General features: G+C 65.7%; 10 protein-coding genes. 7 read left to right on the top strand and 3 right to left on the bottom strand.

All coding sequences use genetic code 11. The features are described 5' to 3' along the window. Nucleotides 1-47 precede the first annotated feature (47 nt). Together MUW49_RS07895 and MUW49_RS07890 are read left to right on the top strand one after the other, a co-directional pair. Nucleotides 48-905, top strand: a complete 858-nt coding sequence (locus MUW49_RS07895) for an alpha/beta fold hydrolase (RefSeq protein WP_244812587.1) — start codon at nucleotides 48-50, stop codon at nucleotides 903-905. A 117-nt stretch (nucleotides 906-1,022) separates the two neighbouring features. Then, nucleotides 1,023-2,183: a patatin-like phospholipase family protein gene (locus tag MUW49_RS07890; protein WP_151028453.1), complete on the top strand. Its 1,161-nt coding sequence runs from the start codon at nucleotides 1,023-1,025 to the stop codon at nucleotides 2,181-2,183. 27 nt (nucleotides 2,184-2,210) lie between these two features. Here MUW49_RS07890 and MUW49_RS07885 read toward each other — a convergent pair whose 3' ends face one another. Further along, nucleotides 2,211-4,163 carry a monovalent cation:proton antiporter family protein gene (locus tag MUW49_RS07885; protein WP_041211304.1) on the bottom strand — a complete coding sequence of 651 codons (1,953 nt, stop codon included), beginning with the start codon at nucleotides 4,161-4,163 and terminating at the stop codon, nucleotides 2,211-2,213. A gap of 193 nt (nucleotides 4,164-4,356) precedes the next feature. Between MUW49_RS07885 and MUW49_RS07880 the strand changes: the two genes are divergently transcribed. Then, nucleotides 4,357-5,283 (top strand): GGDEF domain-containing protein, encoded by a 927-nt coding sequence (locus MUW49_RS07880; RefSeq protein WP_244812586.1) that lies wholly within the window; start codon nucleotides 4,357-4,359, stop codon nucleotides 5,281-5,283. 29 nt (nucleotides 5,284-5,312) lie between these two features. Here the strand turns inward: MUW49_RS07880 and tilS are convergent, their stop codons facing one another. Further along, a complete protein-coding gene (gene tilS / locus MUW49_RS07875) occupies nucleotides 5,313-6,659 on the bottom strand; it encodes a tRNA lysidine(34) synthetase TilS (protein ID WP_200164399.1) in 1,347 nt (448 codons plus the stop codon). A 130-nt stretch (nucleotides 6,660-6,789) separates the two neighbouring features. Here tilS and MUW49_RS07870 point away from each other — a divergent pair, with 130 nt between their 5' ends. From MUW49_RS07870 to MUW49_RS07855, 4 genes are all read left to right on the top strand, one after another. Further along, the gene (locus MUW49_RS07870) at nucleotides 6,790-8,820 is read left to right on the top strand and encodes a M13 family metallopeptidase (protein ID WP_128342575.1); all 2,031 of its coding nucleotides are present in this window, start codon (nucleotides 6,790-6,792) and stop codon (nucleotides 8,818-8,820) included. A 112-nt stretch (nucleotides 8,821-8,932) separates the two neighbouring features. Continuing rightward, entirely contained in the window at nucleotides 8,933-9,370 is a 438-nt protein-coding gene (locus MUW49_RS07865) for a PliI family lysozyme inhibitor of I-type lysozyme (protein WP_010673427.1), read from the top strand. A gap of 349 nt (nucleotides 9,371-9,719) precedes the next feature. Further along, a complete protein-coding gene (locus MUW49_RS07860) occupies nucleotides 9,720-11,447 on the top strand; it encodes an ABC-F family ATP-binding cassette domain-containing protein (RefSeq protein WP_244812585.1) in 1,728 nt (575 codons plus the stop codon). Between the two features lie 72 nt (nucleotides 11,448-11,519). Then, nucleotides 11,520-12,056, top strand: coding sequence for a GNAT family N-acetyltransferase (locus MUW49_RS07855; RefSeq protein WP_113069825.1), 537 nt, complete (start codon nucleotides 11,520-11,522; stop codon nucleotides 12,054-12,056). A 43-nt stretch (nucleotides 12,057-12,099) separates the two neighbouring features. On the opposite strand, the gene yjeH is transcribed toward MUW49_RS07855, so the two are convergent. Beyond that, nucleotides 12,100-13,380, bottom strand: coding sequence for an L-methionine/branched-chain amino acid transporter (gene yjeH, locus MUW49_RS07850; protein WP_041211297.1), 1,281 nt, complete (start codon nucleotides 13,378-13,380; stop codon nucleotides 12,100-12,102). Nucleotides 13,381-13,596: the final 216 nt, after the last annotated feature.

Raw genomic sequence — 13,596 nt, 5'->3', positions numbered from 1 at the left:
CCCGCAAAAAAGCACGACCGTTCGCACACAAAAGACACAGGATGACCATGAGCAGCAAGATCTATTTCAACACACGCCGCTTCAGCCCGAGCAAGTTGCTGCTGGGCCTCGGCACCCGCCTGCATCACGTGCTCGCGCCCACCCACGCCAAGCGCACCGCCAGCAAGCTGCTGCTCACCCCGCAGCGGGCGACCCGGGACGTCGCAGCCCCGGCCGGCCTGGTCGAGCAGGCCATCCACACCAGTGAAGGGACCCTGATGAGCTACCGGCTCGGGCAGGGGCCGGTCTGGCTGCTGATGCACGGCTGGTCAGGCAGTGCCAGCCAGTTCTATCCGCTGATGAGCCATATCGCCGCCCAGGGCTATACGGCCCTCGCCTACGATCACCCCGCCCACGGCCGGAGTGAAGGGAACAGGGGCCACCTGCCCCGCTTCGTGCGCGCTTTCGACGAGATCCTCGAGCGGGTCGGCCCCGTCCAGGGCGTCGTCACCCACAGCATGGGGGGCGCCGTCACCCTCAGCAGCCGTCACCCTGCCATGGATGCGTTGCCGCTGCTGCTCATCTCCCCGGTGCTCGACTACGTGCCCCAGCTCTACGGCATGGTGGCGCGCTCCGGCTACTCCATCCGGCTGTTCGATGCGGTGGTCAAGGAGATAGAACACGAATACCAGCACCCGCTCAGCACGGTTGACCCCCTTGGCCGGCTAGCCCGGCGCAGCGGCGCCACCCTCATCGTTCACGATGAGGAAGACCGCTTCGCCCCCCACCGGGACTCCCTGCGCGCGGCCCAGGATGGCCGCACCCGGCTGGTGAGCACCCGGGGGCTCGGCCATGGCCGTATTCTGGCAAGCCCTCCAGCCTTCGCCGCCTTCGATCAACTGAGCCAGACGCCCTTGGCAAACTGAAAAGGAAACGGGCCGCAAAAATTGAGCGTGCGGCCCATTTTTATCCGGTATACAACGTCTTATAGTTGAATTGCGCGGTGGCAACCCGCCCTGGCGATCACGATAAGGCGCACCCTCATGGCCAGACCCAATACTGCTCTTCTGCTGACTGGTGGTGGTGCCCGCGCCGCCTATCAGGTCGGCGTACTCAAGGCGGTGGCCGAACTCTACCCCCGCAACATCGGCATCCCCTTCCCCATTTTGTGCGGCACCTCGGCGGGGGCTCTCAACATCACGGCGCTGGCGTGCTACGCCTCCTGCTTCCACCTGGGGGTGCGCAAGCTGGAGTGGGTCTGGCGACGATTCGAGACCCACCACATCTTCGACTTCCACCCTTGCCAGCTGCTGTGGCGCACCCTCTATCAGGGCTCGGCCGGCCTCATCACCCCCCAGAGCAACCGAGCCTTTCACCTGTTTGACAACGCCCCCCTGCGCCGTCTGCTGGATCAGCTCATCGACTATCACCGCATCGATGACAACATCCTCTACGGCAGCCTGGAGGCCATCGCCATCACGGCCTCCGACTACGATGACGGCCTCTCCACCACCTTCTTCCAGGGGCGGGCCGAACATCAGCCCTGGGAGCGCGCCAGACGACGTGGCCTGCGTACCCTGCTCACCTCGGATCATCTGCTGGCCTCGTCGGCGCTGCCCTTTGTCTTTCCCGCCACCCCCATCGGCGATCGCGTCTACGGGGATGGCTCCATCCACCAGCTGAGCCCGCTCAGCCCCGCCATCCACCTGGGGGCGGAGCGGATCCTGCTGGTGACCCTGGACTCCCCTCACAGGGAGAACCCGACTCCCCGCCAGGGGCACCTGACCAGCTCCAACATCGCGAGCCATCTGCTCAACACCGTCTTCTCCGACACCCTTAATTCGGATCTGGAGCGGCTCGGGCGCATCAACCAGACCCTTTCCCTTATTCCGGCACGGGAGCGCAGTCGACTGAAACTGCGCCAGGTGGAGACCTGCGTGATCCGCCCCAGCCAGGATCTCGACCTCATCGCCCTCGATTACCTCCCACGGTTGCCGACCCAGCTGCGCCGTCTGCTGCGAGTGCTCGGGGTCAACGGCGAAGAGAGCAGCAGCCTGGCCAGCTTCCTGATGTTTGACCCCGGCTATTGCCAGCGGCTCATCAAGCTGGGATACCAGGACGCGCTGGAGCACCGCCAGCGCATCGAGGCCTTCCTCGACCTGCCGGGCAGCGGGAGGCAGCAGCAGTTTCGCGAAGAGGCCTGAGGGGCCTTATCCCATGGCAAGGAGATCCTAGCGTCCCTCCAGCAGGCGCTGCTCCGCCTGTTCCATGGCCACGGCCGTGCCGAAGAGCACCAGGGTATCTCCCGCCGCCAGCACCAGCTCGCGCCTGGGATCCAGGCTGCGCTCCCCGCGATGAATCGCCTTGATGCGCACCTCTCCCAGGGCGAGATCCCGCACCCTGTGTCCCACCGCCCAGGCCTGGTCGTGCAGCAGCACGGGATGCAGCCGCTCGAGCAGTTGATCCGTCTCCAGATTGCCCGCACTCTTGCCGCCCCAGTAGAAACCGTGCAAAAAGCGATACTGGCTGCTGCGCTCGTGCTCCATGCGCCGGATCACCCGGCCGATGGGAATGTCGCAGTTGAGCAGCAGGTGGGAGACCAGCATCAGGGCTCCCTCCTGGGATTCGGGGATCACCTCGAAGGCGCCGGCCTGCTTGTAGTGTTCAAGGAAACTGTCATCCCGGGTACGTACCAGCACCTTGATCTCCCCCGCCAGCTCCCGGATCAGCGTCAGCATGGCATCGACCCGCTTGCGATCGTCGAAGGTGATGATCACCAGCCGCGCCCGCAACAGACCGGCCGCCAGCAGGATGTCGCGCCGGCTGGCATCGCCGAACGCCACCTGCTCCCCCGCGAGCTTCGCCTCACTCACCCGCTCGGGATCGAGATCCAGGGCCAGGAAAGGTATCTCTTCGAGCTTGAGAAAGCGGGCACAGGTTTGGCCGGTGCGTCCGAACCCGGCGATGATGACGTGCTGGTGTTTGCTCAGGCCCGACTGGGCCACCTCGGCGCGAGAGAGCAGGGCACTGTCGGTGAGGGAGTGGGCAAGCCCCAGCGCCCGCAACACCAGCCAGGGGGTGAGGGCGATGGAGATGACACCGATGCCGATGAGCAGAGAGACCAGCTGGTGATCCAGCAAGCCGTGATGACTCGCCAGCGCCAGCAGCACAAAACCGAACTCCCCGACCTGGCTCAACATGATGCCAGCGGCCATGGCGTCGCGCTTGCGCTCCCCCATCAGACGGCCCGCCAGCAATATGAGCAGCGACTTGCACAGGATTAGCCCCGTCACACAGGCCAGCACCTGCCACCAGGCGCCCGCCACCAGCGCCCAGTCCATGGTCATGCCGATGGTAATGAAGAAGAGCCCCATCAACACGTCGCGAAACGGCTTGATGTCCACTTCGAGCTGATGACGATAGTGGGACTCCCCCAGCATCATGCCCGCCAGAAAGGCACCGAGCGCCATGGAGAGCCCCATCCACTGGGTCAGGGAGGCCGCCAGCAATGCCACCAGCAGGGCACTCAGTACGAAGAGTTCGTCTGAACGTGCGCGCGCCACCTCGAAAAACAGCATGGGCAGCAGCCACTTCCCCACCGCCAGCAGCACGGATAGCGCAAACAACCCCTTGAGGGAGGCCCAGGCGACCTCCGCCAGCAGGGCGCTGCCCTGCACCTCGGGCTGGGCCAGGATGGGGATCATCACCAGCAGGGGCACCACGGCGAGATCCTGGAACAGCAGCACGCTCACCCCGAGCTGGGCTCGCCGGGTATGGAGCTGCTTGAGCTCGCCGAGCTGCTTGATCACCACGGCGGTGGAGGAGAGCGCCAGGGTGCCTGATACCACCAGCGCCTGGGCCAGGCTCAGCCCCCACCACCAGCCGAGCCCGAAAAACAGCAGTGAGGTGAGCAGCACCTGCAGGCTGCCGACCCCCAACACCAGCTTGCGCATGGCGAGCAGACGCGGCAGGGAGAACTCGAGCCCGAGGGAGAACATCAGGAACACAATGCCAAGCTCTCCTATGGTCTGCATCATGGCCTGACCCGTGACGATGGCCACGCCATGGGGGCCGAGCAGCATGCCGGCAAACAGATAGGCAAGGATCACCGGCTGGCCGAGGCGCCGGAAAATGGCCACCAGCACAACGGCGAAGATCAGCAGGATCAACACATCGGCGTACACCCATCCCTCTCCTTCATCTGCCCGGCGCCCTCTTCCCTGACACAGCAAGTACAGCGCCCGCTCCCCATATGGCACGGCACTCGCTCAGCGGCAGGGATTTCCCCTCACGTTTCATCCCGTTAAGCCTAGCCAGCCCCCTTGTTTTTCATCGGACATATTTTAGGCACAGGGCTTGCAAGAGCCTGCGCAATGAATGGAGAGGTGTAAGGGCTGTAACGTGGAAAACACATCGTCATTGAACGGCTTCGGACATGGCATAGAGCAGTGGGTACAGCAGATGGAGCGGCTTGCGCCCTTGACCGGGCAGGACCGCTATCAGCAGATAGAGCAGTTGCTGGGGCAACGGGATCTTGACGCCCTGCTGGCAATCTTTGCCGAGCGGGTGGCAAACATTGTCCGGATCCACTCGCTCCAGTTCGACTGTGGCCAGCCCCATCCTCTCATCTCGCACCCGCCCCAGGCCAGGCTGACCCTGCATGCCTATCGCTTCGAGCTGCGGGGACGACACGAGCAGTTGCTCGGCCAGTTGCACTACGAGCTGGAGCACCCCCTGAGCGACGGCCAGAGGCGGTTGCTTGAGCAATATCATCAGCTGTTCAGTCTCCCCCTGCCCCTCTATCTGCGGCTGGATCGGCTGGAACAGCAGGTGCGGCTCGACCACCTGACCGGGCTTGGCAATCGCGCCTACTTCGATGAGGCCATCGGCCGGGCGGTGGAGCAACACAGCCGGGAACCCCACGGCCTGGTGTTGGTGCTGCTGGATCTCGACAGATTCAAGCAGGTCAATGACACCTGGGGCCACCCGGTGGGCGACCTGGTGCTAAGCCGCTTCGCCCAGTTGCTGCAGGGGTGCATTCGCGGGACGGATCAGGCGTTTCGCCTCGGCGGTGACGAGTTTGCCCTGCTGCTGCAGCCCGCGGACCCCGAGGCCTGGCGCCCGGTCTGGCTGCGGTTGCAACATGTGCTCCACAGCCACAAGGAGCTCAGCACCTTCTCTGTGGGGTGCAGCCTGGGAGCCGCCAGCTGGCAGTCGGGCATGGATGTGCAGCGCCTCTACGAGACGGCCGATACCCATCTCTACGCCCGCAAGAAAGCCGGGGGCTCCGGCCTGCCCGAATAGGGCATCACCCTTCACCTCCCGGCCCCCTGTCACTCTGCGATGTCAATTCGTATCCTGGGGGACGGGGGCCGCCACTCCCACGCCACCCCCTCTTCTGGCGCCAGAAATCCGTCGCAGACAAAGAGCCCGGCCACCAGTGCCACCTGTTCACCGTAGTAGAGGATGGGAATGCGCCCCCGCTGCCAGGAGGGCACCCCGTACTCTTGCAGCAGCTTCTTGAGCCGCCGGCTGCCCACCCGCCCCACCGGTTTCAGCATGACGCCGGGGGCGACCTGAAAACGCACCGAGAGCGGCTCGTCCCCCCTCGGTGTCCGCAACCCTTCGCCATCCGTTCTCCAGAGCCTGAACTGCCCGAGCCCGTCCGGCAGGGTGAGCGTCTCTTCCATCCCGATGGGCAGCACCTCCTCGCGGGGGGCGAGATCCGGCGCCACCAGGTACAGGCGCCCCTGATAGCGGCGGCACGCCAACCCTTGCAAGCTCAGCCTGGGGTTGGCGTCATCGCGCGCCAGCGCCACCTCCTGCCACAGCAGGCCCAGCAGCTCGCGGGAGGGCATCTCCCCCCCCTGGCGGCGGATCCAGTGGCGCAGCAGGTTGTTACGCCGCACGGGGGAGAGGGAGAGGAGTCCGTCAATGCGCAGCCCTTCTCCCTCCCCCACCGCCTGCCAGTCCGCCTCGGCCAGCTCGCCGATGAGCGCCTCCTGCTCGGCGCACAAGGCCATGGTGCGCGCCGTCGTCCGGGCCATGGCGGGCCAGCGGTCCTTGAGCAGGGGGATGATCTGCTGGCGCAGGAAGTTGCGGTCATAGCTCGGGTCCTCGTTGCTCTCATCCTCAACCCAGCCATAAGGAAGTGACTGCGCGGCTTGCGCCAGCTCGGCCCGGCTCATGTCGAGCAAGGGGCGCAACAGATGGCCTGCGGCAAAAGGCTGGCTCGCCACCATGCCCGCCAGCCCGCGCAGACCGGCCCCCCGCTTGAGCGCCAGCAGCAGGGTCTCCAGCTGATCGTCCTGATGGTGAGCGGTGAGCAGCCACTCCCCTTCCCCCAGGTGGGCGGCGAGTCGCTCATAACGCGCCGCCCGCGCCTGGGCCTCCAGGCTCTCCCCGTTGCCCCGACAGAGCTGCACCCGCTCCACGATGAGGGGCACCGCCAGTTGCCGGCACACCCCTTCGCAGTGAGCCACCCAGTCGTCGGCATGTGGGCTCAGGCCATGATGAACGTGCAGGGCGTTCAGGGCGAGGCCGTGGGCGCGGGCAAAACGGGCCGCCAGCACCAGCAAGACGGTGGAGTCGAGCCCGCCGCTGAAAGCCACCAGCAGACCGCGGGAACCTTCCGGCGCGGGCAGGGTCTGACAAAAACGAGAATAAATACGAGAAATCATAGGCTTCCCCAATACGACCAGGCCGATCTTAGCAGAGTCGGGCTTATCAAGCGCTAACCCGGCTGCTTAGAGTGAATCGCTCCCTGCGTGGGCAAGGAAGCCATATAACCCGAATTGGAATAAAACCATAATGAACAACAAGAAACACATCCTGGCCACCCTCGTCGGGCTGGCCCTGCTGGCCGGTTGCAGTCAGGCACCGAGCCAACCGGACAAACACTCCGGCCTTGCGCTGGCCAACATGGACACCAGCGTCAAGCCTGGTGACGACTTCTTCCGCTACGTGAACGGCCACTGGCTCGCCACGGCCAAGATCCCCGATGACAGGCCCGCCGACGGCGCCTTCTACCTGCTGCGGGACAAATCCCTGGCGGACGTGCGAGTGCTGGTGGAGGGGCTGGATGGCAAAGCCGCCACCGGCACCCCGGCCCAGCAGATCCACGACCTCTACCAGAGCTATCTGGATCAGGCCGCCCGCAACGCCAAGGGCACCACGCCCCTGCTGCCGATGCTGAGCGAGATAGAGCAGATCAGCACGCCGCAGGATCTCGCCCGCGCCTTCGCCCAGAGCGCCCGCACCGGTGGCGGCTCCCCCTTCGGTTTCTGGATTGACGCCGACGCCAAGGCCCCTGACAGCTATGCCGTCTACCTCTACCAGGCCGGCCTCGGCCTGCCGGATCGGGACTACTACCTCAAGCGCGACCCCAACAGCCAGGCGCTGCTGCACAAGTACGAGCAACACATCGCCGCCATGCTGGCCCGCTTCGGTGAGACGGATGCCCAGGGCAAGGCGAAACGCATCCTGGCCCTCGAGACCAGGCTCGCCCAGATCCAGTGGGACAACGTGGCCCTGCGAGACAGAGAGAAGAACTACAACAAGGGCCCGGTGAGCGAGCTGGGGCGCCTCGCCCCCGCCATCGACTGGGACGCCTACCTGGCCCAGGCCGGCCTTGCGGGGCAACAGAGCCTGGTCATCGGCCAGCCCACCTACCTCTCGGCCCTGAACGAGGTGATGCAGCAGACCCCGGTCGCTGACTGGCAGGCCTACCTCAAGTGGCAGCTCATCACCGATTACGCCCCCTACCTCGACAGCCAGACCGATGCCCAGAATTTTGCCTTCTTCGGCACCGCTCTTAGCGGCACGCCCAAGCAGCGCGCCCCCTGGGAGCGGGCCCTCGGGGTACTGGACAACAATCTTGGGGAGGCGGTGGGCAAGCTCTATGTCGAGCGCTACTTCCCGCCTGCGGCCAAGGCCCGTATGGAGCAGCTGGTGGAGAACCTGCGCACCGCCTACGGCCAGAGCATCCAGGAGCTGGACTGGATGTCCCCGGCCACCAAGACCCAGGCCCTCGAGAAGCTCGCCAAGTTCAGACCCAAGATAGGCTACCCGGACAAGTGGAAGGACTACAGCGCCATCACCATTCGCCCCGACGATCTGGTGGGCAACCTGCAGCGGGCCCGCGCCTTCGAATACGCTGACAACCTGGCGCGCCTCGGCAAGCCGGTCGATCGGGACGAGTGGCACATGTCGCCCCAGACGGTGAACGCCTACTACAACCCGAGCAACAACGAGATCGTCTTCCCGGCCGCCATTTTGCAGCCCCCCTTCTTCGACATGACGGCGGACGATGCGGTCAACTACGGCGCCATCGGCGGGGTGATCGGCCACGAGATGGGCCACGGTTTTGATGATCAGGGGGCCAAATCCGACGGTGACGGCGTGATGCGCGACTGGTGGACGCCGGCGGATCTCAAGGAGTTTCGCTTTCGCACCAGCCGGCTGGTGGCCCAGTACAACCGCTTCGAGCCCATCAAGGGCCAGTACGTCAACGGCCAGTTCACCCTGGGGGAGAACATCGGCGATCTCGGCGGCCTCACCATCGCCCACAAGGCCTACCTGCTCTCCCTGGATGGCAAGGAGGCCCCGGTGCTGGACGGTTTTACCGGCGAGCAGCGCTTCTTCCTCGGCTGGGCCCAGGTGTGGAAGGGCATGTATCGCCCCGAGCTGATGCAGATGCTGCTCGCCTCGGATCCCCACTCGCCGCCGGAATACCGGGTCAACGGCGTGGTACCGAACATCCCCGCCTTCTACGAGGCGTTCAAGATCCAGCCCGGCGACAAGCTCTATCTGGACCCGGCCAAACGGGTCAAGATATGGTGATGACAACCCGGGCAGGGGGCGGCCGACCAGCGGCCCCCTGCCCGCTTCCGACGTGGCAGGGAAGCGTCCCCTGCCCGTCACAGACACATAAGCAGCAACAAGGGTCCTCTCCATGAAAGCCTTATTCCTTACTCTCGGCCTGCTCACCCTGCCCCTCGCCAGCCAGGCGGCGGATGGCTTCTTCAAGCAGCTGACGCTCCCCTCCGGCCAGGTGGTGACCGTCAGCGAAGGGCGCGGCGAGCCCGCCTCCACCGGCAGCTACGACGTGCGCCTCTACTCCGGTGCCAACCCCCAGTTTCCGCTGGATCAGTTCATCGACGGCAAGGTGCTGCCGCGCGATGGCAGCATCAAGGAGATCAAGTTGCTGGATCTCAACGGCGACAAGCAGCCTGAAGTCATCGTCGTGGTGGAGAGCGCCGGCAGCGGCAGCTACCTGAGCGCCGACGCCCTCACCATCAATCCCCAGGAGGGGCTGGAGAGCTTCAACCACGTGGAGGGACTGGCCCCCAGTGACGATGTGATTGAGGCCCTCAAGACCCCCCGCGACTGACCCCCCACGCCCCGTATCACGGGGCGTTTTTTACCCCGCACCTCCCGATGCGGTGCCCACGGCCCCCCACAGGGCGGATGGACGACTGTTTTTTTCTGTGCCTATAATCGCCGCACCCTGCCATAACGAAACACAAGGAGGTAAAAAATGGTTATCCAAGCGTGTCCGATGTTCTCGGCTCGCCTGTTCGGCACATTCAAGTGCTCTTGCCTGCATACCATCGCGCTGCGATAGCGGGTTCGAGCAAAGCCGACTCCCTTCCATACCGAGACCTTTCTCGACTCTACCGTTGTCGCCAGCGCTCCTGATGACAGGGATTTCCTATCCCGCGATTTAAGAGAGCAAGAGCATGACAACCCTGATGAGTACCCATTCCCTGCAGATGAGTGCGGGGCACCTTCCCTTATTTGATCACCTCGAACTCGGCATTCGCGCAGGCGACCGACTCGGCCTGATTGGCGCCAACGGCTGCGGCAAGAGCACATTGCTCGCGCTGCTGGCGGGCGAGCGCACGCCCCAGGCCGGCCGGGTCGTGCAGGCCGCCGCCTGCCGCTGCGAGTTCGTGGCCCAGCAACTGCCCGCCGGGCTTTCCACCCTCAGCACCCGCGCCGTGCTGCTGGATGCGCTCGGCAACGACCCCGCCGCCGAATGGCAGGTGGACAAGCTGCTGGCCGAACTGCAGCTGGAGGCCCAGGCCACATTGCAGGTCAGTGCACTGAGCGGTGGCCAGCACAGCCGGCTGCAGATAGGCCGCGCCCTGCTGCGCCAACCCAACCTGCTGCTGCTCGATGAGCCCAGCAACCACCTGGACTTGCCCGCCCTGCTCTGGCTCGAGCAGTTTCTGCTGGGCTGGCGCGGCGCCTTCGTGCTGGTCTCCCACGACGCTCGCCTGCTGGACCGCGTCACGGATCAGACCCTGATCCTGCGAGATGGCCAGTTGCACCGCTTCGCCCTGCCCTGCAGCCAGGCCAGGGCGGCGCTGGCTGCCGAGGATGAGCAGGCCCGCCTGCGCCGGGCGGATGAGCAAAAGGAGATAGACCGCCTGAGCGCCAGCAGCAAGCGCCTCGCCATCTGGGGGCGGGAGCATGACAACGAGAAGCTGGTGCGCCAGGCCAAGTCCATGGAAAAGCGCATCGCCCGCCTGCAGGAGGAGCAGAGCCAGGTGGCGGCGCTGGCCCCCTGGCGGCTCGAGCTGCGCGGAGTGAGCCTGCCTGCCGACACCCTGCTGCGACTGGAGGCCCTCGACGTATCGCCGGCACCGGCACTGCCGCCGCTGCTGCGTGCCGAGGGGCTCTGGCTGCGAGCGGGGGACAGGGTTGCCCTACTCGGTGCCAACGGCACCGGCAAGTCCTCCCTGCTGCGCCAGTGCTGGCGCGAACTGACCATGCAGAGTCCGCAGGCGGGCTGGTACTGCCACCCCGGCGCCAGCATCGCCTATTACGATCAGTCCCTGCAGCAGCTGGCTGACGACGCCACCCTGAGCGACGCGCTGTACCCCCTGGCCCCTCTGCCTGAGGTGACGCGGCGACAGGCGCTGATCCGGGCGGGCTTCCCCTATGCCCGCCACGGCCAGCAGGTGCACACCCTGAGCGGGGGCGAGCGGGCACGGTTGCTGTTCCTCGCCCTGTCCCTCGGCAGCCACCACATGCTCTGGCTCGACGAACCCACCAATCACCTGGATCTGGCGGGCAAGGAGGAGCTGGCCGACGCCATTGCGGCCTTCCCCGGGGGCGTGCTGCTGGTCTCCCACGACCGGGAGCTGATCGAGCGCAGTTGCAACCGCTTCTGGCTGATACAGGACGGGCGCATCCAGGAGGCCCACAGTGCCGAGCGGGCCTATGCCGAGCTGCTGGGCGATGCCCCCTTGCCGCAGGCGGGCAGCCCGGCTCGATCAGGTGACCCGCAGACCGCGGCCGCCACGGGGGATGACGAAGAGGCGCTGCTGGCGCGCTGGTATGAGCTCGATGCCCTGCTCGCCGCCGATCTGGCCCGCAAGCCCAGGCACCAGACCCCGCGCCTGCAGCAGCAGTGGCGTGACGAGCTGGCGCGCCTTGCCGAGCGGCTCGGGTTTGCCTGACGCCAGCCCGGCTCATCCATCTCTTATGACGCAACACACGCGGCCAGCCACGGCTGGCCGCAAGGAGTCATCATGACATCAGCACCACCCCACATCAGGCTGGATCCCGTCACCGACACCGACCTGCCTCACATCTATCGCGGCCTCTCCGATCCCCGGGTCGTCGCCTACTACGGCGTCAGCTACGACAGCCTGGCGGCATGCCGGGCACAGATGGATTGGTATGCCGAGCTGACCCGTACCGGCCGTGGCGCCTGGCACCTCATTCGCGACCGGCACACGGGCGAGCCGCTGGGGGCCATCGGCTACAACGATGCCGACCCGACTCACCGGTGTGCCGAGCTGGGCTACTGGCTCTATCCCGAACACTGGGGCAAGGGGGTGATGAGCGCGGCGCTGCAACTCTGGCTCCCGCTCACTTACCGCACCACCGACCTGCACCGGCTGCTGGCGGTGGTGGAGGAGCCCAACCTCCCCTCCGCCCGCCTGCTGGAGCGGGCCGGTTTTCACTACGAGGGCACGGCGCGTGAGTGCGAGCGCAAGGGGGATGGCTTCATCTCCCTGCGCCACTACGCCATCTTGCGCAGCGACCTGCCCGCCAGCCTGTGACCCGCAACAACAAGCCCCGCACTGCGGGGCTTTTTTTCGGGAGTTACTTGATGGCGCAGACACCCTCATCGGACGCCGAGCGGCGGCGTCTGCGCCGCCACAGGGAGAAGCCGCCATACCCCAAGCTCAGCACGACGGCATAGAGCACCTGGGTAGCGAGGGCCAGCAGCACCAGGGTGCAGAGCAGCACGCTGAGGCCCGCCAGCCCCTTGCCGGTCCCCGACAACAAGCGCCAGCCGGCCGCCATGCAGAGCAGATAGACCAGCACGAAGTTGCCGTTGGCGTAGCGGATCAGCGCATCGAGGGGCAGACGCAGCCAGAGGATCAGGGTGATGGAGACGAAACAGATGGCGAGCACCCAGGCAAGGGCATGCAGGGGAGCGCCCCGGGCCGAGAGGCGAGAGAGGGAGACCGGCAGTTTGCCCTCCCGCGCCATGCTCCAGATAAGGCGCGCAAAACCTTGCAGGTAGATGTTGATGCTGGCGAAGCAGGAGAGATAGCCCAGCACCGCCACCAGCCACTTGGCGGTGGGGCCGAACAACAGGGAGAGCAGGGCCGGAATGGCGGTGGCATTGGTCGCCTCGTCCCCGTAGAGGTCATATTTGAGCACCACCAGCGAGTGCACCCAGTAGATGAGCCCCGCCAGCAGCACGCCCCCCAGCAGGGCAAGGGGGTAGTCCCGCTCTGGCCGCTTGAACTCCTCCCCCATGTGGGCGAAGGCCTCGAGCCCCACGAAACACCAGAACATCACCGCCAGCGCCGAGCCCATGGCGGGCCATTCGCTCGCCGTTGGCAGAGGCTGGGCGGCATCGCGCCAGCTGAGATCCCCCTTGACCCAGATAAGCAGGGTGAGCCCCAGAATGGCCAGGGCGATCAGCAGTTGCAGGTTGCCGGAGGAGCGCGCTCCCCGCAGCCCCAGCAGAAAGACCCCGAGCAGGGTGAGCAGCTGGATGCCCCAGAGGGTCCACTCCCCCATGTCGAACAGGGCGTGCCAGAAACCGGCGGCGATGGTGAGGGCGGCAGGCAGGCCCACCGGCAGCACCGCCAGAAACAGGAAAGCGGAGAAGCGCTCGGCGCCGTTGCCAAAGGCGAGGCCAATCAGATGGGGCGCGCCACCCGCGTGGGGATAACGCCGCCCGAGGCGGGCGAAGGTAAAGGCGATGGGCAGCACCAGGGCAATCAGCAGCAACCAGGCCCACAGCGACGCCCCTCCCGCCAGCGAGGCGGCGGTGGCCGGTACCACGAAGATCCCGGTACCGAGCAGGGAGGTGGCGAGCAGCCCCATCCCCTGCCAGAGCCCGAGATCCTTTTTCAACCCAGACATATCCTGTTGTCCCGTCTAGAAAAACATCCCGCCATGTTAGGCCGCCACCACCGCTTTGTTAAGCATTTGTGCCCATAAAAAAAGGTTCTTCGCGGGATCTTGGGGAAGTGGAAGTTGACAGACAGGGTGCTGGTAAACTGGCTGTCTCCAAACACACCACCACCATCACCCTGCTGTCGCCGTGCATCATATTGATATTGCCTCCTTCTGGCCAGG

The organism is Aeromonas sp. LsrichE-8G (assembly GCF_022869435.1).
GTDB classification, from domain to species: domain Bacteria; phylum Pseudomonadota; class Gammaproteobacteria; order Enterobacterales; family Aeromonadaceae; genus Aeromonas; species Aeromonas caviae.
Note: the sequence above shows the minus strand (reverse complement) of the source record. Positions and strands in the feature narration are given on the sequence as shown.

What these genes read in the sequence shown, in the direction of transcription:
- MUW49_RS07880 (WP_244812586.1), top strand. Translation starts at nt 4,357, where the DNA reads ATGGAGAGGTGTAAGGGCTGTAACGTGGAAAACACATCGTCATTGAAC.
- MUW49_RS07855 (WP_113069825.1), top strand. Translation starts at nt 11,520, where the DNA reads ATGACATCAGCACCACCCCACATCAGGCTGGATCCCGTCACCGACACC.
- yjeH (WP_041211297.1), bottom strand. Translation starts at nt 13,380, where the DNA reads ATGTCTGGGTTGAAAAAGGATCTCGGGCTCTGGCAGGGGATGGGGCTG.
- MUW49_RS07865 (WP_010673427.1), top strand. Translation starts at nt 8,933, where the DNA reads ATGAAAGCCTTATTCCTTACTCTCGGCCTGCTCACCCTGCCCCTCGCC.
- MUW49_RS07860 (WP_244812585.1), top strand. Translation starts at nt 9,720, where the DNA reads ATGACAACCCTGATGAGTACCCATTCCCTGCAGATGAGTGCGGGGCAC.
- MUW49_RS07895 (WP_244812587.1), top strand. Translation starts at nt 48, where the DNA reads ATGAGCAGCAAGATCTATTTCAACACACGCCGCTTCAGCCCGAGCAAG.
- MUW49_RS07890 (WP_151028453.1), top strand. Translation starts at nt 1,023, where the DNA reads ATGGCCAGACCCAATACTGCTCTTCTGCTGACTGGTGGTGGTGCCCGC.
- tilS (WP_200164399.1), bottom strand. Translation starts at nt 6,659, where the DNA reads ATGATTTCTCGTATTTATTCTCGTTTTTGTCAGACCCTGCCCGCGCCG.
- MUW49_RS07870 (WP_128342575.1), top strand. Translation starts at nt 6,790, where the DNA reads ATGAACAACAAGAAACACATCCTGGCCACCCTCGTCGGGCTGGCCCTG.